This is a genomic window from Ornithinibacillus californiensis, from assembly GCF_001038485.1.
GTDB classification, from domain to species: domain Bacteria; phylum Bacillota; class Bacilli; order Bacillales; family Amphibacillaceae; genus Ornithinibacillus; species Ornithinibacillus californiensis.
In genome coordinates this window covers 93,737-118,552 of record NZ_LDUE01000065.1, presented here as the reverse complement: position 1 = coordinate 118,552, position 24,816 = coordinate 93,737, and the positions used below count along the sequence as shown (strand labels likewise).

Annotated in this window: 19 protein-coding genes and 1 pseudogene; 5 read left to right on the top strand and 15 right to left on the bottom strand. The window is 33.7% G+C overall.

The features are described 5' to 3' along the window. Positions 1 to 134: 134 nt before the first annotated feature. Positions 135 to 950 (bottom strand): ZIP family metal transporter, encoded by an 816-nt coding sequence (locus tag TE34_RS18105; protein WP_047982426.1) that lies wholly within the window; start codon positions 948 to 950, stop codon positions 135 to 137. A 217-nt stretch (positions 951 to 1,167) separates the two neighbouring features. Between TE34_RS18105 and TE34_RS18100 the strand changes: the two genes are divergently transcribed. Further along, entirely contained in the window at positions 1,168 to 2,763 is a 1,596-nt protein-coding gene (locus TE34_RS18100) for a multicopper oxidase family protein (protein WP_047982427.1), read from the top strand. 98 nt (positions 2,764 to 2,861) lie between these two features. Here TE34_RS18100 and spoIIP read toward each other — a convergent pair whose 3' ends face one another. The 11 genes from spoIIP to TE34_RS18045 form a co-directional block, all read right to left on the bottom strand. Beyond that, positions 2,862 to 3,992, bottom strand: a complete 1,131-nt coding sequence (gene spoIIP / locus TE34_RS18095; RefSeq protein ID WP_053075135.1) for a stage II sporulation protein P — start codon at positions 3,990 to 3,992, stop codon at positions 2,862 to 2,864. A gap of 166 nt (positions 3,993 to 4,158) precedes the next feature. Beyond that, positions 4,159 to 5,352, bottom strand: a complete 1,194-nt coding sequence (gene ccsB / locus TE34_RS18090) for a c-type cytochrome biogenesis protein CcsB (RefSeq protein WP_047986220.1) — start codon at positions 5,350 to 5,352, stop codon at positions 4,159 to 4,161. A gap of 11 nt (positions 5,353 to 5,363) precedes the next feature. Further along, positions 5,364 to 7,082 carry a cytochrome c biogenesis protein ResB gene (gene resB, locus TE34_RS18085; RefSeq protein ID WP_047986219.1) on the bottom strand — a complete coding sequence of 573 codons (1,719 nt, stop codon included), beginning with the start codon at positions 7,080 to 7,082 and terminating at the stop codon, positions 5,364 to 5,366. A 17-nt stretch (positions 7,083 to 7,099) separates the two neighbouring features. Then, complete coding sequence (resA, locus tag TE34_RS18080) at positions 7,100 to 7,678, bottom strand: thiol-disulfide oxidoreductase ResA (RefSeq protein WP_047986218.1); 579 nt, start codon at positions 7,676 to 7,678, stop codon at positions 7,100 to 7,102. A gap of 180 nt (positions 7,679 to 7,858) precedes the next feature. After that, positions 7,859 to 10,066, bottom strand: coding sequence for a copper-translocating P-type ATPase (locus tag TE34_RS18075; protein ID WP_084710776.1), 2,208 nt, complete (start codon positions 10,064 to 10,066; stop codon positions 7,859 to 7,861). Between the two features lie 181 nt (positions 10,067 to 10,247). Next, the gene (locus tag TE34_RS18070; protein WP_047982432.1) at positions 10,248 to 10,922 is read right to left on the bottom strand and encodes a response regulator transcription factor; all 675 of its coding nucleotides are present in this window, start codon (positions 10,920 to 10,922) and stop codon (positions 10,248 to 10,250) included. Between the two features lie 5 nt (positions 10,923 to 10,927). Beyond that, the gene (locus TE34_RS18065; protein ID WP_047986217.1) at positions 10,928 to 12,301 is read right to left on the bottom strand and encodes a sensor histidine kinase; all 1,374 of its coding nucleotides are present in this window, start codon (positions 12,299 to 12,301) and stop codon (positions 10,928 to 10,930) included. 189 nt (positions 12,302 to 12,490) lie between these two features. Further along, a complete protein-coding gene (locus TE34_RS18060; RefSeq protein ID WP_053075134.1) occupies positions 12,491 to 13,681 on the bottom strand; it encodes a D-alanyl-D-alanine carboxypeptidase family protein in 1,191 nt (396 codons plus the stop codon). A 310-nt stretch (positions 13,682 to 13,991) separates the two neighbouring features. After that, the gene (locus TE34_RS18055; protein ID WP_047986216.1) at positions 13,992 to 14,720 is read right to left on the bottom strand and encodes a cytochrome c biogenesis CcdA family protein; all 729 of its coding nucleotides are present in this window, start codon (positions 14,718 to 14,720) and stop codon (positions 13,992 to 13,994) included. A 15-nt stretch (positions 14,721 to 14,735) separates the two neighbouring features. Next, positions 14,736 to 15,641, bottom strand: a complete 906-nt coding sequence (locus TE34_RS18050; RefSeq protein WP_084710779.1) for a F510_1955 family glycosylhydrolase — start codon at positions 15,639 to 15,641, stop codon at positions 14,736 to 14,738. Between the two features lie 96 nt (positions 15,642 to 15,737). Beyond that, positions 15,738 to 15,950 carry an SHOCT domain-containing protein gene (locus TE34_RS18045; RefSeq protein ID WP_047986214.1) on the bottom strand — a complete coding sequence of 71 codons (213 nt, stop codon included), beginning with the start codon at positions 15,948 to 15,950 and terminating at the stop codon, positions 15,738 to 15,740. Between the two features lie 192 nt (positions 15,951 to 16,142). On the opposite strand from TE34_RS18045, the gene TE34_RS18040 reads away from it, so the two are divergent. Both TE34_RS18040 and TE34_RS18035 read left to right on the top strand, forming a co-directional pair. Next, positions 16,143 to 16,745, top strand: a complete 603-nt coding sequence (locus TE34_RS18040; RefSeq protein WP_047986213.1) for a YdhK family protein — start codon at positions 16,143 to 16,145, stop codon at positions 16,743 to 16,745. A gap of 343 nt (positions 16,746 to 17,088) precedes the next feature. After that, positions 17,089 to 18,177 (top strand): YncE family protein, encoded by a 1,089-nt coding sequence (locus TE34_RS18035; RefSeq protein WP_047982438.1) that lies wholly within the window; start codon positions 17,089 to 17,091, stop codon positions 18,175 to 18,177. Positions 18,178 to 18,436: 259 nt separating this feature from the next. On the opposite strand, the gene TE34_RS18030 is transcribed toward TE34_RS18035, so the two are convergent. Then, positions 18,437 to 19,396: a metal ABC transporter solute-binding protein, Zn/Mn family gene (locus TE34_RS18030; protein ID WP_047986212.1), complete on the bottom strand. Its 960-nt coding sequence runs from the start codon at positions 19,394 to 19,396 to the stop codon at positions 18,437 to 18,439. 425 nt (positions 19,397 to 19,821) lie between these two features. Further along, the gene (locus tag TE34_RS18025; RefSeq protein ID WP_147405201.1) at positions 19,822 to 20,538 is read right to left on the bottom strand and encodes a hypothetical protein; all 717 of its coding nucleotides are present in this window, start codon (positions 20,536 to 20,538) and stop codon (positions 19,822 to 19,824) included. Positions 20,539 to 20,776: 238 nt separating this feature from the next. Here TE34_RS18025 and TE34_RS18020 point away from each other — a divergent pair, with 238 nt between their 5' ends. Continuing rightward, entirely contained in the window at positions 20,777 to 22,033 is a 1,257-nt protein-coding gene (locus TE34_RS18020) for a hypothetical protein (protein WP_047986210.1), read from the top strand. 108 nt (positions 22,034 to 22,141) lie between these two features. Here TE34_RS18020 and TE34_RS18015 read toward each other — a convergent pair whose 3' ends face one another. Next, on the bottom strand, positions 22,142 to 22,654 hold the full coding sequence (locus tag TE34_RS18015; RefSeq protein ID WP_047986209.1) for a hypothetical protein: 513 nt from the start codon (positions 22,652 to 22,654) through the stop codon (positions 22,142 to 22,144). Between the two features lie 416 nt (positions 22,655 to 23,070). On the opposite strand from TE34_RS18015, the pseudogene TE34_RS21555 reads away from it, so the two are divergent. Next, positions 23,071 to 24,249: pseudogene (locus TE34_RS21555) on the top strand (recombinase family protein); the annotation flags it as partial. Positions 24,250 to 24,816 lie beyond the last annotated feature (567 nt).

Sequence of the window (24,816 nt, the reverse complement as noted above, 5' to 3'; positions counted from 1 at the left end):
TTTTATTTACTTTAACTTTTTTTGAGTTTACAATCAAATAAAATTCATTTGAACTATCATTAACCGTATTGATTTCAAACTGTTCTTTGGAAATTGCAATTCATCTGTTAACTTCAAATTGAATCCCTTGAACTCTAACCAAGAGCAACATCTAAAATCATCATCACGGTAAATCCAATCATTAAACTCATAGAGGCAAGATCCTTATTCCCCTTCTCTTGAGAACCCGGGATTACTTCTTCTGCCACAACAAATATCATTGCTCCTGCCGCAAAACTTAGAGCGTATGGTAAAAGTGGCTCAACCATCGACACTGCTAATACACCTACAACAGCTGAAATAGGTTCAACCATACCAGAGAATTGACCATAATAAAAACTCTTTCTTCTAGACATTCCATCCCTTCGTAACGGCATAGATACAGCTACCCCTTCAGGAAAGTTCTGAATTCCAATACCAATGGCTAAAGCAATTGCTCCAGCTATTGAAGCAGATGCAGAATCCGTAGCTAGCGCTCCAAAAGCAACGCCTATCGCTAAACCTTCTGGAATATTGTGTAAGGTTATAGCAAGCACCAATAGTGTACTTCTCTTAACTTTTTTGGAATGCAGCCCCTCTGCCTGACCTATTGAAGAATTAGGATGAAGATGCGGAATTATTTTATCTACCGCCCATAAGACTCCTCCACCTAACATAAAACCAACTGCAGCAGGAATCCAAACAGGTACTCTACCTCCCTCTGCCATATCTAGAGCAGGAGATAATAATGACCAAAAACTGGCTGCAATCATTACTCCACCGGCAAACCCCAACATACTGTCTAATAATCTTTGGTTAAATGATTTTGTAGTGAATACCAAAGCGGCTCCTAGTGCCGTCATTCCCCAAGTGAAAAGTGTTGCTATCATTGCTTGAATTACTGGGGGAAATCCTATAAAAACATCAATCATACTTTCCTCTCCTTCTAGTAGGATTTCTATCATGATATGCCCACGTAACAAAAAGTTTCCTTATGGAAACATTTTAACCCTTAGCAATAACAATTACAATATAATAAACCAAGAAAATTAGATGGTAAATCAGTTTTGTCACATTTCAGTTATTAAAAATGCATATTTTCTTCACATTTCTTTAGTACACTCAATTTGGAAAAGGAGGAAACAAGACATGAAAAAATTTATAATAACATCTCTCTTAATTACTATTATTGCGATTTTAGCGGCATGTACGGACCAATCTAATGGATCTAATAATGAGAAAGATGATACATCCAATTCAGAGGAAACTGTTTCTGAGGTAGTACAAGTTAAAGCAGAAAATTTAGATGGCAAGAAAATTAATGAATTTAATCTCACTGCCCAAGAAACAGAATGGGAATTAAGTTCAGAAAAAACTATAACTGCTTGGACCTACAATGGTACTGTTCCGGGTGAACAAATACGTGTAAAACAAGGTGAAGTAGTAAAGGTTAACCTAACCAATGAATTAGAAGAACCTGTATCCATTCATTGGCATGGTATTCCTGTTCCTAATACTCAAGACGGGATTCCGGGTGTTACACAGGATGCTGTCCTTCCAGGGGAAACATACACCTATGAATTTCTAGCAAATGATCCAGGAACATATTGGTATCATTCCCATCAAAATGGTGTTGAGCAATTAGATAAGGGGTTATATGGAACGATTATTGTTGAATCTGAGGATGATGCTGACGTCGATAGAGACTATACTTTAGTTCTAGATGAATGGGAATCAGGTAGTCATGAGGAAAATGATATGAATATGGATGGTATGGACCATGGTGATATGGGTGACATGGATGATATGGAAGGCATGGATCATGGCGGTATGGATATGGAATCATCGGACATGAGCGATATGATGGCTCATGATATGTCATCTTATGATATTTTCACCATGAATGGAAAGACTTACGAAAATAATGAGCCGTTGTTCGTAAAGGAAGGCGAAACTGTAAAGTTACGATTTGTAAATGCAGGCTATATGGCACATCAGATTCATATTCCGGTTGATTATAAAGTGACACATGTTGATGGACAAAAAGTGAATAATCCACAAATAATAGCTGGCTCAGTTATTGAAGTTGCACCTGGGGAACGTGTTGACGTTGAATTTGTTGCGGATGGCAGTGGTGACTTTACCATCGATTGTCATGGAGAAATGGAAGCTGCTCAGGACATGAAAATGGATATCGTATATGAAGATGGAAATGGCCAAAAGGCTGAACATTTTCTAACACCGGATACAGTAGATATCACGAAGCTTGGAGAGAAAACAGAATCTCAATTTAATTTAAATGATAATTTTGATGTAGAGTACGAGATGGAGCTTAATACTGCAATGAGTTCTGAAGAAGAAATGGGCATGGTATGGACTATAAATGGAGCAACCTATCCAGACGTACCTCCTATTGAGGTAGATAAAGGAGACAAAGTGAAAGTTACACTTACCAATAACAGTATGGATAAAGCTGATCATCCTATGCATCTTCATGGTCACTTCTTCCAAATTCTAAGTAAAAATGGAGAGGAACTTCAAGGTTCCCCTATTATCAAAGATACATTGAACGTTAAGTATGGGGAAACTTATGAAGTAGCATTCGTTGCGGATAATCCTGGTAACTGGTTATTCCACTGCCATGATTTACATCACGCATCTAGTGGAATGGTTACAACAGTTGAATACAATAATTTTGAACCATTTTATACAGATACAGGTAAAGTAGATAATCAGCCTGAATAAGTAAATTTAAAATATTAAGGTATGCAAGGATAAGTTCCTTGCATACCTTTTAAAGTTAATATCAAACCCGCCCTGATTCTTAGTTGAATTTGGAATCTTTAACCTTGATTTGGAGCAATAACCTCAATAACTCCCTCATACTTTTCCATAAAAACATCGGAAAATGCGTCAATTGTATTGGATAGTTCTTTTTTATTGTTTTCAATCCCACCCATTTCTATTAATAGAGATCTATTTGATATATCCTGATTATAGACACCATTTCCCTCAGAACTTGTTTTTAAATAAACACCTCTACTAAGTCCAGGATACTTCTCTTCAAGTTTCTCATGAAGCTCTTTAGCGAATAATAAATTCTCCTCATAATTAGCATATTCTTTCCCAACTACAAAATATAGCCTTGCATAACTTTTTCCATTAATGGTGATAGTTGTTATATCTCTCGTCGCTGAATCTCGATGTATATCAATTAAATACGTTATATCTTCATTTTTAGAAACTGTAGTTTCGATAAGTTCACGAGACAGTTGATAAGAATGGCTATAATTCCATCCCCTATCCTTTAAGGCCTTAGCAATGTTAGTTTCGTCCTGTACCGCATAAACACCATATTCTTTCAATTTTTTTGTTAGCATGGAACCAACTAGAACTACATTTTCATTATTATTAATACTTGAAGAGTCACTAGTCCTCCCATGCTCTGCCATTAAAGGTAGATATCCTTCCCAACTATGAGATTGATAGATAAAAACTGTTGGATTATTTGGTTTATCTGTAGTTAGATTTGGAACATGATGATTATCATTATCAGGACCTTCTGTCTTGAGTAGTTCATCAAAGTCTGGCGGTGGAGACTCTTGAGGGAGATTTGAATAATCTGAACCCTGGCCAGCCACATAAATCACATTATTATGACTGAATCCTGGAATTTCACTGATTAGTAACATATTGAGGTTATCAGTATTAATTCCGGTTATTGATTCTAATAACAAGTTACCAATGGAAGGAGTATTATATTCATTGTCTATATACTCTTTAAAATTGGGAATTTCTTCTCCCATTATAGATAAAAAAACCTTAGAAAATTCATCTGAGTTAATAAGTTGTGCAAGCATATTGTTTTTCATATTTGAATTATTTATTACCATAGTTATAATAATTGTCATTGGAACAAATAAACTGATTAATATTATTGAAAATATTCTTACCCTATTATTAGCATTCTTCAAAATATCACCTCTATTTAATCTATGATTTGTCGGGCTAAAATAGAAGTTATATCATTGTATATTCAACTTCTATTAAAAACTATCACCATTTTCACGGTGATAGTTTTTAAAATGCTTATATTAGGGTTATATTAAAAACAGTTTAAAGTAACATCAATCAATTGCATTATGCATAGGAATGAAGCCCTGCTATCACTAAATTTACAACAATTAGGTTAAATAATATTATCCCAAAACCTATTATAGCTAGCCACGCTGACTTTTCTCCATGCCAACCGCGTGAAAGTCTTAAATGTAAGTATGCAGCATAGAAGAACCAGGTGATAAGTGCCCAAACTTCTTTTGGATCCCAGCCCCAGAAGCGTCCCCATGCTTCTTGAGCCCAAATAGAGGCAAAAATTAACCCGCCCAATGTGAAGATTGGAAACCCAATTGCTACTGCACGATAATTGATCTCATCCAATAACTCGGGGTTTACTTTTTTAAGTAGCGGACTAATTGCCGCACCTACACGCTTCCGTAACAGCAACCGAGTCAATCCATAGAGAGCTGACCCTACAACCATTGACCAAATAACACTGTTAAATTTTCTTCCGGCATGAGAACCCTGCATCCATGAAGGGGTTTCAAACCACGGTTTCATTACACCTTCTGTTACTAGAGTGCTTTCATTCGGTGCAGCAATTGCTGGTAACTCATATTCTGTCATTACCCTCTTACCATTTAAATCATATTCAAAAATTGCACTATAATTCATAGCACTAAATACGGAAGAAATAAGAATAAACCCTAATAACAGGAATATGAAGTATAAAACTACTTCTAATGAAACAACTCGAGCATCACGTTTACGTTGATCAACTTGGCGAATTAAGTACATTAATCCTGCAACAAAGCTAACAAATAAAATGCCTGACCCTAAAGCAACAGTAGTTACATGAATATATAACCAGTAGCTTTTTAATGATGGAACTAGTGGTGCAATTTCTGTTGGAAACACACTTGCATATGCAATAAAAATCATAGCAATCGGTAATGCAAATAAACCTAAAATGTTTAATTTGTAAATTAAATAGATAATAATAAACGCTAACACTAAACACATACCAAGGAAAGTAACAAATTCGAACATATTACTAACTGGAGCATGTCCTGAGGCCATCCATCTTGTAATAAAGTAGATTAGCTGCGCAACTAACCCAAGTATGGTTAGTGTTATTGCTAGTTTTCCAGCAAAACCAGATTTTTTTTGTTCACTATTCTTCTCTTTAATAGTTGCACCGAAAAATAATGTTGCAACTAAGTACAATATGAATGCAGTGAACAGCATTGTACTACTCGCATTTAATAAGCCCTCCATGATTGTCCTCCCTAATCATCCTCTTTTTGTTCTTCCACCATTTGAATGGAAGTCCCGTCGATTACTTTTTCAATATCCTTTTTAAGTCCAAACCAGTTCTTATTGGTATGAGCAGCTAAAAGAATACCTTCTTTTTTTGGATGTATCCAAATTCTTCTGTGCTGCCAATACATACCTTGGATGACACCTATCATAAAGATTAGTGTGCCTAATACAAAAAATGGAATGGTATAATCCCTTTTAATACTTAAGCCACTCTTACGGTCAAATTCTATGGAATCAATTAAAATACGATATTGATTTTCACCAGTAGGGTCAATTGAAGGTGCGAATGACCCGATAACATTACCCATTGGCTGTAGGTCAACAGCGGAAGTGTCTATCCCTAAATCCTCTGCCGAACCGATAACGTCACCTACAAAACTAATCTCAGCATCTTCACTACCAGGAGGATATAAGTTAAACACGAATGCAGGATTATTGGAATCTTTTGTCTTAGACCTTACCTGATCTTCGGTTAATGTATAATCTGGATAGTATTCAACCACTTCTACTCTGAATTCACTATCAATCTCGTACTCTGTTTTGGGGTCAAATAAATCAACTGTAAATTCCCCTAATGCTTCAGCCTCTGGATCATTCAATTGATAGATTTTAAAGGTCATCTTCGAAAATTCATTTATTTGATAGCCTTGTTGATATAAAATATAACCACCAAATTTTGCTGGTTCATTCATTCTTATTTCAAAATCATTAATTTTTACTAGGTCCTCTTCAACACCGATTACTTCGGGTTCCTCAGCCTTAAAAATAGTAACATTTGTCTGGAAGTTACTAGGAATTATTCTCCCCTCTTTTGCAAGAGCATCTTTAAAACGTTTATCATTTATATCATATGTATCTAATATGAATTTCTTATTCTCGATATAATACTCGCTGTCTGTGCCGGGAATGACTGTAAGTTCCCCGTCTCTTACCCAAACATACTCACTTAAATAGAAAAAGGAAGTTGTTCTCAATAATGCTGCAATGAGAATGATAATAAGACCAATATGATTGACATAAGGACCCCATCTAGAAAATCTGCCTTTCTCCGCGACTATATGTCCATTTTCTTCTTTAATTCGATAGCGTTGCTTTTGCAGACGTTTCTTGACTGTATTAATTTCTTCCTGAGAAACTACTTCAGTTTGACTATAAAAACGCTGTCTATTAATAAAGGATTCATGTCGCTTAGCCTTTTGACGCTTTAATGCTCGATATAGTGGGACGAATCGATCAATACTACAAATTACTAATGATACCCCAATGGATGCTAATATAATGAGATACCACCAGGAACTATATAAGTTGTGAAAACCCAATTGATAATATACTTTTCCAAATAATCCGTAAGTCTCCGGATAAAATATTGCTGGATCTCGTGATATTGCATTTGCTGGAATGTATTGTTCAAGTGGTAATATAGTACCAATTCCGGATGCAATTAATGCAATAACAATTAACCATACACCAACCTTAACCGAGGAGAAAAAACTCCATACTTTGTCAACTATTGATTTGTTAAATGTAGTAGACCTTCTCGCACTTCCTTCATAGCGCATATTTAATAGTTTCTTTTTATCGTTTCCATCAATATGCTGATTTCCTTCTATTGGTTTACCACATGCTTCACAAAGGACAGTGCCCTCTGGATTTACATGACCACATTCACATTTTATATGCTTCATTTACATCCCTCTCTGGCTTATGATTCCGTGGGTTGAATTTGTTTAAGGTATCCTTCTAATCGTTCAAGTGAAAGTCCACCTTCTACAACTTCAACTATTTCTCCCTCAGGACTTATAAAAAAGGTACTTGGAAGAGGACCTACTTTATACAAGTCACGAACTTGATCTTTTGTATCGTGTGGTACAGGGAAAGTTAAGTCATATTTATCGATAAATTTATCTACTACAAACTCTGTTGCATCAAGATTTACCGCAATAATCTCTACACCTTTTTCTTGATATTCAGGGTAGAGTGCTTGCATATATGGCATTTCTTCCTCACATGGTTTACACCAGGTTCCCCAAAAATTTAACATAACCCCTTTTCCACTAAAATCGCTTAAGCGCACCGTTTCTAAATCGTTATAATTATTAATCTGATTTAATTGGAAATCCGGTGCTGTATCCCCAACCCGATAAATAGTTGTATCTCCTTGCAAATTAGAAACTAATGCAAATATTATGGCCCCTGCCAATAGCACCAAAATAGATGTTCTAAAAATAAAGCGATTTCTTTTTTTATCTTTCTTTTTCCTCTTAGCTTCCTCTAAGCTCATATACGTCAACTCCTAAGCGCTTTTAATTGAAAAGTATTCATAAGTACAATCCGTTTAATTGTAGGAAAAATATATGCATAAACTGTCAAGATTTAATGAAATCTTTATGACATAAGCAATTGCCAGAATAAAAAAATGGCTAAACAAGATATTCTTGCTTAGCCACGATATATTATTCGGTTAGTCAATCTTTAATAATTGAGCATTGATGGCACATATAATTGTACTAAGTGACATTATTGCTGCGCCAACAGCTGGTGTTATCACTATCCCAATATTATAAAGTACACCAGCAGCTAGTGGGATCGCAAGGATATTATATCCAGCAGCCCAGCCCAAGTTTTGAACCATTTTTCTACGACTTGCTTTCGACAGTTTAAGGATACTTAAAATATCTACCGGATTGCTGTTTACCAACACAACATCAGCGGTCTCAATTGCAACGTCTGTGCCTGCTCCAATTGCAATTCCCAAATCGGCCTCTGCTAAAGCAGGTGCATCGTTAATTCCATCACCAATCATAGCAACCTTTTTCCCGTCTTGTTTTAAATACTTAACATTGTTTGATTTCTCATGGGGAAGTACTTCGGCAATAACTTTAGAAATTCCTAGTTTTTCACCCACATAATTTGCAACACGGCTATTGTCCCCAGTCATCATAACAGTCTCAATTCCGAGATCACTCAACTCTTTTATAACCTTGTAAGAAGATTCACGGATAATATCAGCGAGTGCTATCATTCCTTGCAAAGTATTATTTTTAAGGACAAATACAACTGTTTTTCCTTGTAAAGCCAATTGTTCATAGTTTTTTTCATCGAAAGAAATTTTATTGGCTCTCATAGCACCGGGACTTATAACAGCTATTTCATCTTCTCCTATTTTTGCTACTAATCCCTTACCAGTTAGATTTTGATAATCCCTAACATCATAGGGATATAAATTACGTTCTTTTCCTTCTTTGACAATTCCTTTAGCTATGGGATGGTCTGATTGTGTTTCAACAGAATAAGCTAGTTTTAATAACTCTTCTTCACTAATACCCTCAATTGGATGAACATCCGTAACACCAAAATTACCTTCCGTAAGGGTACCTGTTTTATCAAACACCACTCGATCCAATTTAAATGCACTTTCAAACGCTATTCTATTTCGAATTAACAAACCATTTTTAGCTGCAATGGCAGTAGATCTAGATGTTACTAGAGGTGTTGCTAAACCAAGTGCGTGTGGACAAGCAATAATTAAAACGGTAACCATTCGTTCTAGGGCAAAATCTACATCCCCAGTAGTCCACCAGACGGCGAAAGTTATAATCCCTACAACAACAGCAACATAGAATAACCATTTGGCTGCAATGTCGGCAAATCCTTGAGCTTTTGATTTGGTCTTTTCAGCGTCACTCACTAATTTTATTACTTGAGATAGGTACGTATCATTTCCTGTTTTACTTACCTTTATCTTTAAAACACCGTCACCATTGACAGCTCCACCAATCGCTTCCATTCCAGGACCCTTTTCGACCGGTACCGATTCACCAGTAAGCATGGACTCGTCCACTGTAGACTCACCTTCGTATATTTCACCATCAATAGGAATCTTTTCACCCGACTTAACTAAGATTCGGTCCCCTGGCTGTAAATCCTCTACTGTTACTTCAATAATATTGCCTGACTCATCTAATTTGTGAGCTTCTTTGGGCATTAATTTAATTAACTCCTCCAATGCCTTGGAAGCACCCATAAGGGATTTCATTTCTATCCAATGTCCTAGTAGCATAATGACAATAAGTGTAGCTAGTTCAAAGAAGAAATCACTACCCTCGATAAAAAATGCTGTTAAGGTACTGTATACATAAGCAGCCACTATAGCTAGTGTAATTAACATCATCATGCCAGGAGATTTACCTTTAAGTTCATCCCATGCACCAAGCAAGAACGGCTTTCCACCATAGAAAAATACAATAGTAGAAAGTATGAAAAGTACAAGGGTATCCCCCGTAAAGTTCACTTCATAGCCAATAAGCATTTGAATCATAGGTGACAAATAAGAAACTGGTATTGCTAGGACTAATGAAATCCAAAAACGCTTCTTAAAGTCTTCTACCATATGCTCGTGGTGTCCTCCATGTCCTCCATGTCCATGGTGAGCATGGCTATGATTATGATGTTCATGACCGTTATGTTGTTGGTTATGGTCTCTATGGTGCTCGTGTTGTTCATGATTGTGATGTCCATGTTCCATGTGTTCATGTTGATTATGGTGTTCGTGATGCTCATGATTTTCACTACCATTGTGATGTTCATGTCCCATATGTTCTTTATGATTATGGTGATCATGTCCACTATGTTTGTGGTGGTTATGATTTTCATGATGGTGCTTATCCATTATTACCACTCTCCTTTTTAAGATATTCTACTGTTAACATCTACTTTATTTTCTATCCCTATTCACATATTACCATACCCCTGTATGGTATACAATAAAATTGATTGTTTGTTACTACTTTTGTGTGGATTTGTGATAAAATCATGAACATAGACTTTGTTCCAGTGACTAATTTCAATTACTAAATTTTATTAACCCACTTATATCCAAGTCCCCAAACAGTTAGGAAATAATCTTCAATTGGAAAACCCACCTGGCGAATTTTATCGCGAATATTACGGACATGAGAATCAACCGTTCTTCCATCGGTCTGTGATTCATATCCCCAAATTAACTCGATTAATTGCTCTCTTGTGTATACTTGATTTGGTTTTTTCATCAAATACCCCAACATGGTAAATTCTTTAGGTGTTAATTTAATCAGTTTATTATTATAAGATAACTCGAACTCATCCTCATTCCATAATAATCCATTTACCTCTATTTTGTTTGCTGTGCTACTTCTACGTAATAAAGCTTCTATTCTGGCCAATAATTCCTCTTCATCAAATGGTTTGGTAATATAATCATCCGCACCTAATTTCAGCCCTTTAACGATATCCTCTTTCTGTTCACGGGCGGTAACCATAATAATTGGAACGTCGGAATTTTTTCTAATTGTACGGCATAAATCCCAACCATTCATCTCAGGCATCATAATATCAATTAATACAATGTCAAAAGTCTCTTCTTCTAAGTACGATAATGCTTCTTTGGCACTTAAAGCTTTTTTTGATTTATACTTATGTGCTCTTAAATATAATTCTAGCAAATCTAACATTCGCTTTTCATCGTCAACTAATAATACTTTCACCAACCCAATCACCTCTTAAGAAATATATTAACACTGGTTCCTTTTCCAATCTTACTTTGAATTTCAATTCTTCCTTCATGGGATTCTATAATTTCCTTTGCTATTGCCAAACCTAACCCTGTACCTCCACTTTCTCTAGAGCGAGACTTTTCAACACGATATAAACGGTCAAATAAATAAGGTAGGTCCTCCTTTGGAATCCCTTCCCCTTCATCCTCAATAGTTATTTTTATTTCCATTTCATTTTGTATAACCCTAATTGAGATGGTTTCCCCCGGACTCGTATGTTTAATTGCGTTATCTAGAATATTTAATAAGACCTGCTGTATTCTTTCCGGGTCAATATTAGCAATTATATTTTCGGGACAAATAACTGAAAACCTAATATTTCTTTCTTCTAAGCCAGGTCTGATTAGTTCTTCAACAGTTTGGATTAGTTTTCTAAGTTCTACCTTTCTTCTATTTATAATGAATCTATTTTCGTCCATTTTAGCTAATTCAAACAAATTTCTTATTAAAACTGTCAATTGATTCGTCTCTTCGCGTATAATATCAAGATATTCCTTTCTTTCATGAATAGATATATCCTGTTTATTAATGATGTCTGCATACCCTTTAATATAAGTTAGCGGGGTTCTTAGTTCATGAGAGACACTTGCTAAAAATTCGTTTCTATCCTTTTTTAATCGTTCTAAATCATTGGATAACTTCATTATGGTACTAGCTAGTTCACCTAACTCATCTTTTCGGTCTGTATGTAACGATACTTTAGTTTTCCCCTTGCTTAGCTGCTCCGTCGCTTGTTTCATTTTCATTAACGGTATTGTAATAAATCGAGACAGGAAGAATACCGTAATAATTGTAAGAATTACTGTAGTTATTCCTATCCAGACAAATTGATCACTTAAATGATTAACCATGTTTTTAACTATATTAGTATTGGCGAACATAATTACATGGCCATGGTGGTCTCCATTAATATTAATTGGACTATCTGCAGCAATATATTGTCTTTCCGTCCATCGTTGCTCTAAAACTTTTCCACCACTAGGTATTTCTTCGTAATCGGTATGTTCAATAATATCTAACATTTCTTTTTCTATAGGATCTGAGTTTATTAAGACATTACCATCCTCGTCTGTAATAATTACTGCATATTCAGATTCTGACTCCATGATAGCTACATGTTCCATTGTAGAACTATTAAAGTTATTCTCTAAAATAGCACTATGGGTGTTTGCCCTTGCTAATAAACTGTCCATTACCTCTTCTATTCGTTCATTTGCGATAGTTGTATAGAGAATAAAATAAACAAGAATCTCGATGATTAGTATAAAAACAAAAAACAACATACCAATTTTAAGCGATAGTTTGTTAAACATAAAAGACCTCTTTTACAGTATAATGACGGGCTAGTGTAATAAGAGTTGTAATTTGGATGTTTCTTCACCAAATAAACCCATAATAAATGATAATTATTCCAATTTTGTGGCAGTAGATTTTTCATTTTCACTTAAAAAAATTTGTATCTATCAGTATACTTAAATGCATTTTATTTGAGAGAGTTATTATTATAATACTTTTCGATTTTGATAATACACTAGGCCCAATATCCCAAAAGATAACATTAATACAATATAAATCAACTCATTCATATATTTACTAAATAAAAATATACTACTTTCTTTATTGTTCCCCTTAACAATATCATTTTTTCCCTGAGTTGTATTATTTGCTAATTCTTCTACTTGAGTACTGCTTAACTGTGTCGAGGCCAAAATTTCATTTTCCTCAGTAATAATATTTAACACACCGCTATTATTTGTCTCAAATTTTACCTGCTCATTAATCAAATGAGTATAATAGTAATCCTTTGACAATTGATATTCTTTATTTTCAACTTTAAATGTAGTCCCAGCGGAGACTTTCGAAGTTTTATAGTTTTCAAATGCATAGTTTAATAGATTTGTTGTGTCTGTATATGCCTCCATTTCGTGTTCACTATTCAAGGTAATGATGATTAAGCTAAGATTATCTCTTTCGGCAGTTGTAGCTAATGTATAACCTGATTCTTCTACAAAACCTGTCTTCCCCCCTGTGATACCCTCATATGGTATTTCCCTCATTAGCTTGTGATGCGTATAAAGGGTGGTATCCCATGTCTCGCCATCCCAATTTACTTCTTTTAACGCAAAAATTTCTTTAAATGTTTCATTTTCAATGGCGTACTGTGTGATTTTAGCCAAATCTTCTGCAGTTGTTAAATGATCTGTATTAAATAATCCATGTGGATTTATAAAGTTTGTATTTTGAACCCCAATCTTGTTTTCTAAATATTCATTAATATCATGGGAAAATCGCTCAGTACTACCACTCAGATGTTCTGCTATCGCTACACCTGCATCATTCCCCGAATTAACTAATAACCCCTGTACAAGCTGTAATAAGGTTATTTTTTCCCCCTCTTCCAAATAAACACTAGATCCAACTGTACCTCTGGCGTTTTCACTAACAGTTACAACTTCATCTAGGTTGCCATTTTCTATGGCATAAATAGCTGTTGCAATTTTAGTTAAACTTGCAGGATACATTTTTGCGTTCGAATTTTCCTCATATATAACTGCACCAGATTTTGCTTCAATTATAATTGCTGCTTCACTGTTTAGGCTTGGAGGAGATGTATTAGAATGCCCAAAAGTCACTATTGGTAAAAGTAAGTTCAATACAATTAAATTTGTTAAAATAAAACCCATCTTTTTCATGTTATCACCCGATTGTTGTAGTATTTTAATTCTTTAGGCCAAGTATTCTTTGTAATTTTATAACTTATTTGTGCAGAAAATGTGAAAAAGACGGTGTGAAATATTTATTTAATTATTGTTACTTACATGTAATAAAACTTGTTAGCCAGGGTGAATTATTTAGATAATTAATATAAAATTAAGTAATATTATGGATGAATCTAACTAGAAAAACCTACTGAAGACTTTTCAGTAGGTTTTCTTTGTAGTACCAATTGTAAAATAGAAATTCCCAACAAACATTTGTCTCGATTTATTTTACTTGCTATATTTATACCCAATAGGTTAAAGTATCAAAAATACCTATAACCAGTAGTATTACACCAGCAACCTTTTGAGTTACAGCACCTATTTTCCTGCTTTTTTTGAGAATTACACCACTTGCCCCAAAATACCAAATCAGAAATATTACTAGTATCAGAGGTAATGATGTACCTATCGCAAAAATAGATGGTAATATGACTCCATATGATGTAGTCAGGACAACTGGCATTAGTGTTAAAATAAACAGAATAAACATTGTTGGACAAAATGCTAAGGTAAAACTTACACCCATTAAAAAACTCCCCAAATAGCTATCTTTTAACCCCTTTGGTAGTTTAATTACCCCTAGTCCCCTATTAAATCGAAATAAACCAATCATAAATAATCCAATAAGGATAAGTAAAGGCCCCATAGCTTTTCTAACAACAGGAAATAATTGTGTTAATGAACTATTTGCTTCCTTCCCAAGTAACCAAATTATAATTCCGAGTGCAGAAAAAACTAGAATCTTACCCAGAATAAATAAAAACACATGCAACCAAGGAACCTTATCTATTAAAGATTTATTTCCATAAATAGTAATAGCACTTACATTACTCGTTAGCTGGCATGGTGCAACAGCTCCTACTAATCCTAGAAAAAAGGCAAATAATAATGGAATATGCTCAAAACCATACGCAAGCCCATGAATCGGTCCACTTAACATTCCACTAATTTGATTAAATAGATCAAACATTTCTTTTCAACTCTCTTACTTTACTTTGCCATTTTCTAAAAGTTGATTCCAAGTTTCTCCACCATCATTTGATAGATACGCTTGCCCCTTTACTGTATAAATGGCAATTTCTTGGGCATTTTGAGGGTTTTGAGCAATATACACAGGACCATCCTCCGTTAAATCTGGCAAATTAATTTTTTCTTCTTCCCCATTTGTTAGATTATGTTTGACCAATGATGGAACAGTGCCATAACTTGCATAATATAAGTTTTCTTCGTTAAAAAATACTGCTGTACCTTGGGCGGAATCTGTTATTATCTCAAAACTTGTTCCAGCGTCTTTTGAAATATAAACACCAGTTGAAGTCGCTGCTGCAACATAGTTAGAATCAGTAGGATGAATCGCCAATGCAAGGATATCTCCTTCAAGACCGGAAGCTTCTACACTCTCCCATGATTTTGTATCATCTGTGCTTAGATAAAGTCCCACTTCCAACTCAGAGTTTTTAGATGGATTCATTAGGAAAATATCATGACTTTGATATCCAACCGCCATTGCATGGAAATCTGTTTCACCTTCAAACTTTAAGCTCTCTAGTGTTCTCCCACCATCAAAACTTCTTTGTATTCCAATCGGATTAGGTAAATCGGAATCTTTACCCGGATGTCCCGATGTATAAAAACCTTTATCAACAGCATTAAATCCCATGTAATCATTATTATTTTTCGTAGTTTCAAACCAAGTACCATCGCGGTATATTTTTAAACCAGTATGAGTAGCAAAATATAATCCATTGTCATCACCGGCATACCCCATACCATGTACATGATCGACAGTACCTTTAAAGGAGGCTTCAAATTCCTTATTATCGCTATTAGTACAACCGGCTATTAGTAATCCTATTATTATGGTTAGTATAATCGTTGCTTTTCTTATCACTTTATCAATGTCCTCAACTTTCATATTACATTTACTAGACTTACATTAATCACTAATATTTTATATAAAGGAAATTTAAAAGACAAATACAGATTTCTACATTTTATTTTCTAAAACAGATTTCAACCGTTGATATTCAGCTTCATCTATTTCTCCTTTTGCTAATCTTTCCTTTAAAATATCAATTGAATCCCTTTTTTCTCCTCCTTTTAAGTAATTTGATATGAGGTAAAAACCAATAATTATTAAGACTATCCAAAAGGTCATCATAACTAACATGGGCAAATTAGATCCATGCATGAAATTCATTATTTCCACCTTCTTATATTAGGTATCTACAATAAGTATACAATTAAATTATCAAGAAAATATGCAAAACATGATAATAATTTTATGTTGAAAGGTATGATTTTAATGTAGTTGTAATATTATCTGCATATATTTTGCATATTTGTAGGGAATCGTAATAAAGAACCTTGAAATGAAAGGAGTAACTATCATATGATTAACAAAATATTAATAGGTATTTTCACACTAGCCTCCATATTCGTATTAACCGCATGTGCAGACAATAATAACGAAACAAATCAAGATGAAGGAGCGGAAATGGATATGGATTCTGGCACAACCGGAGAAAACGAAACAGAAACAGATCCACATGCTAATATGGAACACTCAGGTTCTGGAGAAGTACCCGAAAATCTTCAAGTAACGGAAAACCCTACATATGAGGTTGGGAGTAATGCTATTATTGAATCAGACCATATGAGTGGTATGAAAGGCGCCGAAGCAACTATTGTTGGTGCATACAATACAACAGTCTATTCTATCTCTTATACTCCATCAAACGGTGGAGAGCGGGTAGAAAATCACAAATGGGTCATTCATGAAGAAATTCAGGATGCTGGTCAAGAACCATTGGAGCCAGGGACCGAAGTTACTATCGAGGCAACTCATATGCAGGGAATGGAAAGTTCTACTGCGGTGATAGATTCCGCAGTAGAAACTACAGTTTATATGGTTGATTTTATGCCTACCACAGGTGGCGAGATGGTAACGAATCACAAATGGGTTACAGAGAGTGAATTATCACCAGTTGAATAGATTTATGTCACTAAGGGCTGTTAAACTAACAGCTCTTTTTGTTTAGTTAAAAGCACCAAATTAGACACTTCATAGGGTTAATAAACTATTCCCAATTAGTAATTAGTAAATCATAATTTTCCCATCAAATAATTCGGAGAGGATATTTTATATATCGACAAATAACAATATAAATAAAACGTTAAAAATATAAAAGTATAAACACTAAATTTGCAGAAACTATGAATTTCAATAAGTTGTAATCATTTTGACCACTTTTTTTAAACGAGTGATATTTATCACATTTAGGGTCACCTAATCTCCTTATTATGACTATAGATTCACAAAAAGGAGGAAATTTTATATGCGAAAAATATCAATTAGCATATTAACTTTATTAGCTTTTGTATTAATACTAGCGGGCTGTGGGGAAACTACACCGACCGAATCTGTTTCAAAGGAGACTACTACTACAGAAAAAGAGGTTTCCGATACAAATGAACAAGCAACAGCGGATGACACATTAGGGAATTTTATATTTACAGCTGACGAAGGTGGTAGTATTACTAAAATAAATGCAGAAACAGATCAAGTTGTATCATCCATCAAACTAGAAGGTTCCGTACACAATGTTCAAGTTTCACCAGATGGTAAAGTTCTTGCCGCAACACTAGTTCCTCAAATGAACCATGGGGATCATGGAACGATGTCTATGAAAGGGTCAGTTCTCTTTTATAATACGGAATCAGATGAGTTAATAAGTAAAGTGGAAGTTGGTAATCATCCTGCACATGTTGTATTCACTAATAATGGAGAGTTTGTACTTGTTGCAAATAATGAAGACAATAATGTCTCCATCATTGATACTTCAAATTACTCTGTGGTGCAAACAATTGATACCGGTAAAGGACCACATGGGTTCCGTATATCCAAAGATAGTAGATTAGCTTATATTGCAAACATGGGTGAAGATAGTGTAAGTGTTATAAATTTAGAGACTATGAAAGAAGAAAAGAGAATTAAAGTAGGAGCAGCTCCTGTAACCGTTGGTATAACTTCAGATGGTAAAACATTAGTTGCTACATTGAATACGGAAAATGCACTTTCCATTATTGATTTGGAAACAGATACAGTTGAAAAAGTATCCGTTGGGCAAGGGCCAGCACAAGTTTATATTGATCATAATGACAAATTTGCATATGTAGCGAATCAAGGTACAGAAGATGCTCCTTCTCATTCAGTATCCAAAGTCGACATTACAACAAAAGAAGTGGTTTCAACAATTGAAGTAGGTAATGGTTCCCACGGGGTTGTTACAAGCCCTGATAGTAAACTCGCATATGTAACAAATATGTATGACAATACAGTAAATGTAATTGACACAGAGTTAAATGAAGTTATTAATACTATTGAAGTTGGAGAGATTCCCAATGGAATTAGTATAATGCCTTAATTCAAAATAAGCATAATCTATCCTGTAACTATAGCAAAAGCACTATTTTACTTGCTATATTTTTAAAAGGAAAATGTGAAAAAGAACTGTAGGGATAATATTAAATAATAACTATTGAAGCGGTTCTTCACTCTACGGGCAAGGTTAATGAAAGCAATGCTTCCCATTTTTATAAATGTATCAGAGTGTTAAACTATGAAAATAGCAACTACCTATTGTATGTCTATACCTGACATACAATAGGTAGTTGCTTTTAATATTATTTGGTGGCTATATCAAGAATATCTAAATTGTAATTCATTAGGGAAATATAATCCTCGTTATTTTCAATATCTTCCTCAGTTAAAACAGACAAGTTGTGAATGGTTAAAGCCTCTGCGCCAATTTTCTCTTGGATTATTTCTGAAACACGATTTGTACTGTTTTGTTCATAAAGAATATGATTTAAATTGAATTCTTCGGCCTGATCAATTATTTTGGTTAACTCTTTTTGTGACGGTTCATTACTTGATGATAACCCACTAATAGGTATTTGTTCTATACCATAGCGTTCTTCCCAATATCCAAAAGCGGCATGTGCTACAAGAATATGTTTATTTTCTTTTGCTTCTAACACTTCCGTAAATCTCTCATCTAATGTAATCAACTCTGCTTCTAATGCTTCAAAATTTTCATTGTAAGTAGCTTCTTCATCCGGGTTTAATGTAATAAGTTCATCCTTTATTATTTTTGATAGTTCAATCATTCTGAGTGGATCTAACCAAATATGTGGATCTTGTGTACCATGATTATGACCCTCATCAGATTCTTCTTCATTCTCATGAGAATCATCCGAATGTTCCTCCACGTCCGCCATGAATAATTCATCATGCTGTCCAATCTCAATTAATTTAACACTTTGAGAGGAAAGTGAATCTGCAGCAGTTTCTGCAATTGCCTCTAATCCAGCACCTAAATAAATAAATGCATCACCTTTTGCTATTGTAATCATATCTTTTGATGTAGGTTCATACGAATGAGCATCTACCCCAGGTGGGTAAACTGTTTCAACTGACACTGTGTCTTTGGCAATCCTTTCAATAGCATATTCAATTGGATAGATCGTCGTATAGATAGTAAAATCCGAACTTTCTTCTGTGGTTGCTCGATTGGATGGCGAACAACCAATTGTAATGATTATAAGTATTAAAGCTATTCCAACTCCCTTAAAAGTTTTCATTTCTCAATGCCTCCTATTCTTTTCATTGCTATTTAACTTTTATATCATATCGTAATGATTACGGTTTGTAAATAGGAATGATTACGATTTATCAACTAATGTTATTTATGGCAAGTACAGAATAGGAATTAATCATCTTTGGAGCCAGGGGTCGAAGTTACAGTCGAGGCATGCAGGGAATGGAAGGTGCTACTGCGGTTATAGATTCAGCACAGGAACAACAGTTTATATGGTTGATTCCGTTCCTACAACTGGTGGAGAATAAGTAACGAGTCACAAATGGGTTACAGAAGATGAGTTTTCCCTTGCCGAATAATTTTTATTACAAAGGGCTGTATTACTTTACAGCCCTTTGCTTGTGGAGAAACCTCTGTGTTTTTCCTACAGGTAATTAAAATTTTTAACAATTCTAATTCGCGACAATACTACTCAGATAATTCATCTAACATTTTTACTACCCTATGGCTGCGTTCGATATTTTGATTAATACAAGCCTTTAGTAATTGAACTCTGTCATTTTGTGATTCCACAATGTTATCCTCTAACCCATTAAAGATTCTCTCATTGGCAAAACTATAATCCCCAAACAAATAATCTACAATACTTCTATTTAATGCCCTCAACTCTTTTATATCAAAACAATCTTGATTACTCATCGTTATACAACTATGAAGTAGTGAGATTATTTCTCTAAATGCATCCTTCTTATTCGTAATTTCTTCTTCAGTCAGGTCTTCAAATGATTTTCCAGTTCTTGATAGTGTCATATAAGTTAAAAGCCCAAACAGTATTGTTTCTATACTATCTTCACTAGCTATGCCCATATTATGTCGATTATCAAAATGATCTTTTATTTTTTCAGATGAGTATAGAAAAAATTCTTCTAAGAAATTATAGTCCCATGTATCCAAAACGTACTTCGAATTCCCTGTGATAAAATCTACTGAAGTATTAAAGAAATTTGCTTGTCGAATGGTATCTTCTAACGTTGGAGTTTGTTCATTGTTTAAATATCTTTGTAAGTTTAACTGGTTAAGACCTAAGTTCTCAAATAATAAATTGTCAGAGATATTAAAGCCATTAACTTCCAACAGATGCTGTAGTTGATTACCTATCTTTATTTTTGATACTTCGCAATTCATTAACATTCCGCCCTTCATTCACCTCTTATTATTGTCGTAATTATACGCGGATAAGTGATGATTCACAAATCGATTATGTCGATGATTAAATAAAATTAATAGGCCTCTCTATAAATTTGATTCGAGCTGGGATTTGTTTTATAAATAAATTGTAGGATAATACAAAAATAATTAAAGCATTACTTTAAAGTACATATAACAATCAGCCTACCACGTAAATTTTAAGGAGGTTGATATTATGGAAAAGTCCATTTTCGAAGAAAGTTTTTGGGTAAAAACCCTAAAGCAAGAAGAATTATTAAGAGAGTTACTAAGAATTTGTGATAGTGGAAAAGTTTATTTTTTGACTAGTGGAGAATGGGTTTTCACAAAAGAAAATTATGATATACATACTAAAGATAGTGAGGATATTCCTATATTCCATCTGGATTCCGAGTGTTTAAAATCTATTGGTAATATTAATGTGGATAATGTTATTTTTAATATCCTTAGAATATTTCATCTTTACGACATCTACTGTGAAGGTTATCTACGTTCTTATGAGGGATTTTTAGAGTTTGTTCATAAACAGTTGGAAACAAAAATACCGAACATCCTTAACGAAAATAAACTTGAGACTTTAAAAGAGACCTACCATTTAAAATTAGTTGAGGAAGACTATGCATTCAACTACTATATTTCATGGAATAGTTCATTCGATTTTAAAATTCTTTCTAACAATTCGATACTAGGATATACAGATTATGACGGGCTAATGAATTACCTAATAGAAGAGGAATCAATAAATATAAAAGACAAAATGGTTTTCTTTAATTTTTGTGAGGAAATAAGGAACCTACAAAAGTATTTCTACAAAAAAACAAAATCAAAATATCATAGTCGTTTCTATACTTCTTTTCATGAACTTGCACTGATAGGTAAAGAAGTCCATTTTAATAGCAAAACAATATGGGCCGATAGGGACTCACCTGTTAAAATCAAAGATATTTTTAACCATTTTGGAAAAGATAGTGCTCACCTTAGACAAAACGATTTAGAAAAATATATAGATATTTTCCACCTAAATCCACACTATGATTGGTACGGACAAATAGCAATTTCTGATGTTTATGATGTGGTTGAATCCGTAATAAATGGTGAAGTTAAGGAGCCATTTTCAATTAGGAAGATTAAATGTAAATATACCCATAAGTATAAATTCAATTTTAATTCTAACTACATCATAGAGTGGAACTATCAAGAAAATTGTTATAGACTAAAGCATTTAGAAAATGGTTCATATGAATACTTCAATGGCATTATTGAGTTTATCTTTTTCATTCATGATGAGGTTAGAAACAAAGAAGAATCTATTAAAGAATGTACATTAAACGAAGTAGAGAGTTTCATAATCAAAGTATTTGAACAAGACAAGAGTAATCCTGAATTTGCACGACTTGTCGAGTACTTATTTGAGGGTGATATTGTGATTACAAGCGAAGATCTACCATTTTAAAAATCCACATTTGTTTTTATATTAAAATAGCTGTAGGTTAAATGATGAGCTGATATTTTTTAATCAGTACATTCACCCTACAGCTATAAATATAGCAAACAAATTATTTTAATAAAACATAAAATATCCTAGTATTAAAGAAATTGGGATACTAAACACCAATACCTTTCCTTGCCAAGGAATACCTTTTTTAATTTCACTTTCCTTATAATTTTTTTTAGCCAAAATATATCCTCTAAGAATACAGAACCAAAAAAATCCCCCACTCATTAGAAACAATAGGTAATATATACTAACAATAAAATTATCTGTTAAAATAAAAATCGTAAGACTAAGTAAACTGTAGGTAATGAATTTACCAGTAAAAGTACTGATAACAAAATACTTTGGAATTTCCTCCTCTAATTCCTTTTCTTTGATAGGATATATATTTAAAACTAAATTGAAAATCACCCCACCCAAAAACAATATCCCTAGAGAAAATATATAATAATTTATGGCTGGTATTCTGTAATGCAACCACATCATCGGTAAGCATATTGTTGTAAAAATTCCTGAATAGTAAATCATTATAGCCAGCAAAGCCAATTTGTGCCACAGTGAATCAATCACTTTCCCCACGGTCATTCACCTCCATTTAATTTAAAACTATTCTAACGCGCTTTCTTTAATTTCTCCGCAATAAAATAAAAGAGGTAAAGACCTTGCATTTTGAGTTGATTAACTGACCTAAAATAGACGGATAAGTACCAGCAATCAAAAGTTTTAATTCAAAACCTCAATTATTTTCATAATCGTGATTACTTATAATTCTTAATTTATCTCATTAGCAATGTAGTAGTATAATTGTTTTATCTGAAGTGTTGTCCCCTTTATGCTAAACTTTTGCGCAAAAGACAAGGACAAAGTATTATAAAAGAAGCAAAGATGTACCTGTAATCCTACTTATTTTTATACATAGGTGATTATATACTTAAGGTGATAACTCTGATTACAGAAGGATATTAGCCCTAATTCTTGGTGGAAAAGGAGGAGATTTGTTGAAATTAGGTGCTGCTTATATAAGAACAAGTGTAGATAAAACAGGAAACAAAATTAGTCCACAACAGCAGTATAATGCTATTAAAAGTTTTGCTGACAATAACTCCATTACTCTTGTCAATGAAGGTTATTATGATGAAGATGTTTCTAGCGAGAATTTTGAAGACCGTCCTGCTTTTCAACAATTACTAAAGGATATTGATACTTACAATATTACATATTTAATTTGCTATGACAGTAGCAGATACACACGGGTAGTTAAGGACTTTATAAATATGACTACTAGCTTGCAGGAAAAGGGTGTTAGTATATTCTTTGCGAATAGTGGTAAGGAAGTAAACCTTCTTGATTGGAACAGTAATACAATGATGGATTTAATCCAGTCTATATTTGATCAGAATATGCGTGAAGACGTAAGAAAGAAAGTATCTGCAAATATGAATGAGCTCGTTGATATGGGATGCTATGTTGGTGGTACAATTCCAATAGGACTCTCGATAGAAGATGTTGAAATTGGTGGGAAGAAAAGGAAAAAATACTGTTTGGGTGATAGAAAAGAAATTCAATTGGTTAAAAATATCTTTAAATGGTATTTAGAAGACGATAAAAGCCAAAGTGAAATTGTACGCTTAGCAGACGAAGAGTATGCTGATATTTTAAATGAAAATGAGTTAAAAAAATACCGTAAAAAAGGATCAGAAGAAAATTACAAAGGGATATACTTCAACAGCAAAAAAGTCTGGAGAATTCTTAGAAATCCATCTTATACTGGTTATATGGTTAAGAATAGAAGAAAAAGAATTACTAAGAAAAGAAGATCAGATAATCCAGTTGAGGAATGGTATTGGAGTAAGAATTTTAGAGAAGGAAAGGAACCTGATTTCACTCCAATTGTTCCGTTTGAAACATGGGAGAAAGTTCAACAAAAACTACAGGAAAGAAAGCCTAAACAAAAGCACTATGACCCTCAAAGAGAAAATAGTCCCTATTTACTTTCCAGTATGTTGAAATGTAATGAATGTGGTAGAGCTATGAATGGCACATACACATTGGGAAAAGTAAAAAAAGATGGGACACGTTCTAAGTTTTATTATTACAAATGTGATGTAGCAATAAAAAGTAAAGGTCAAAACTGTAGTAATAAGAAATTGGTGCGTTGTGAAAAGGTTGATAATATAGTTCTTGACATATTTGGTAATGCAACTGTATTGCTTAATGTACTGAAAACATTATATAGTTATCAAAAAGATGCGTTAGAAAATAATACTGCCTACCTTGAGAAGATAAATGGCCTAGATAACAAAATTAAAAAAGCAGAAGAGTCTAAGCAAGGAATTATCTCTAGCATTGGTCAAGTAACTGATCCGGAGTTTAAAATGGATTTAATAAAACAAGGTGAGGAATTAACTAAAGAGATTAGGACATTAAGAAAGCAAAAAAACCAATTAAATGAAGAACAAGAAGAACAAAGTATGAAAAAAGTTGAATTGCAGGAAGTTGTAGGATTATTACTTCAGCCTGAAACCTTTTATAAAAATCAAACAACTAAGCAAGTAAGAAATTATTTAAAACATGTGATAGAATCAATTGAGTATAAGCCAAATAAGGAAATGGTAATTAATTTAAAGTTTGCTAAAAAGGCAATGAGTATCACCACCGTACCTACCGAAAAATTTAATCATTTAAAAGAAGAACTCAAAACTGAAAAAGGCAGAGTAAGTAAAAAGAAAGTAAAAGAACAA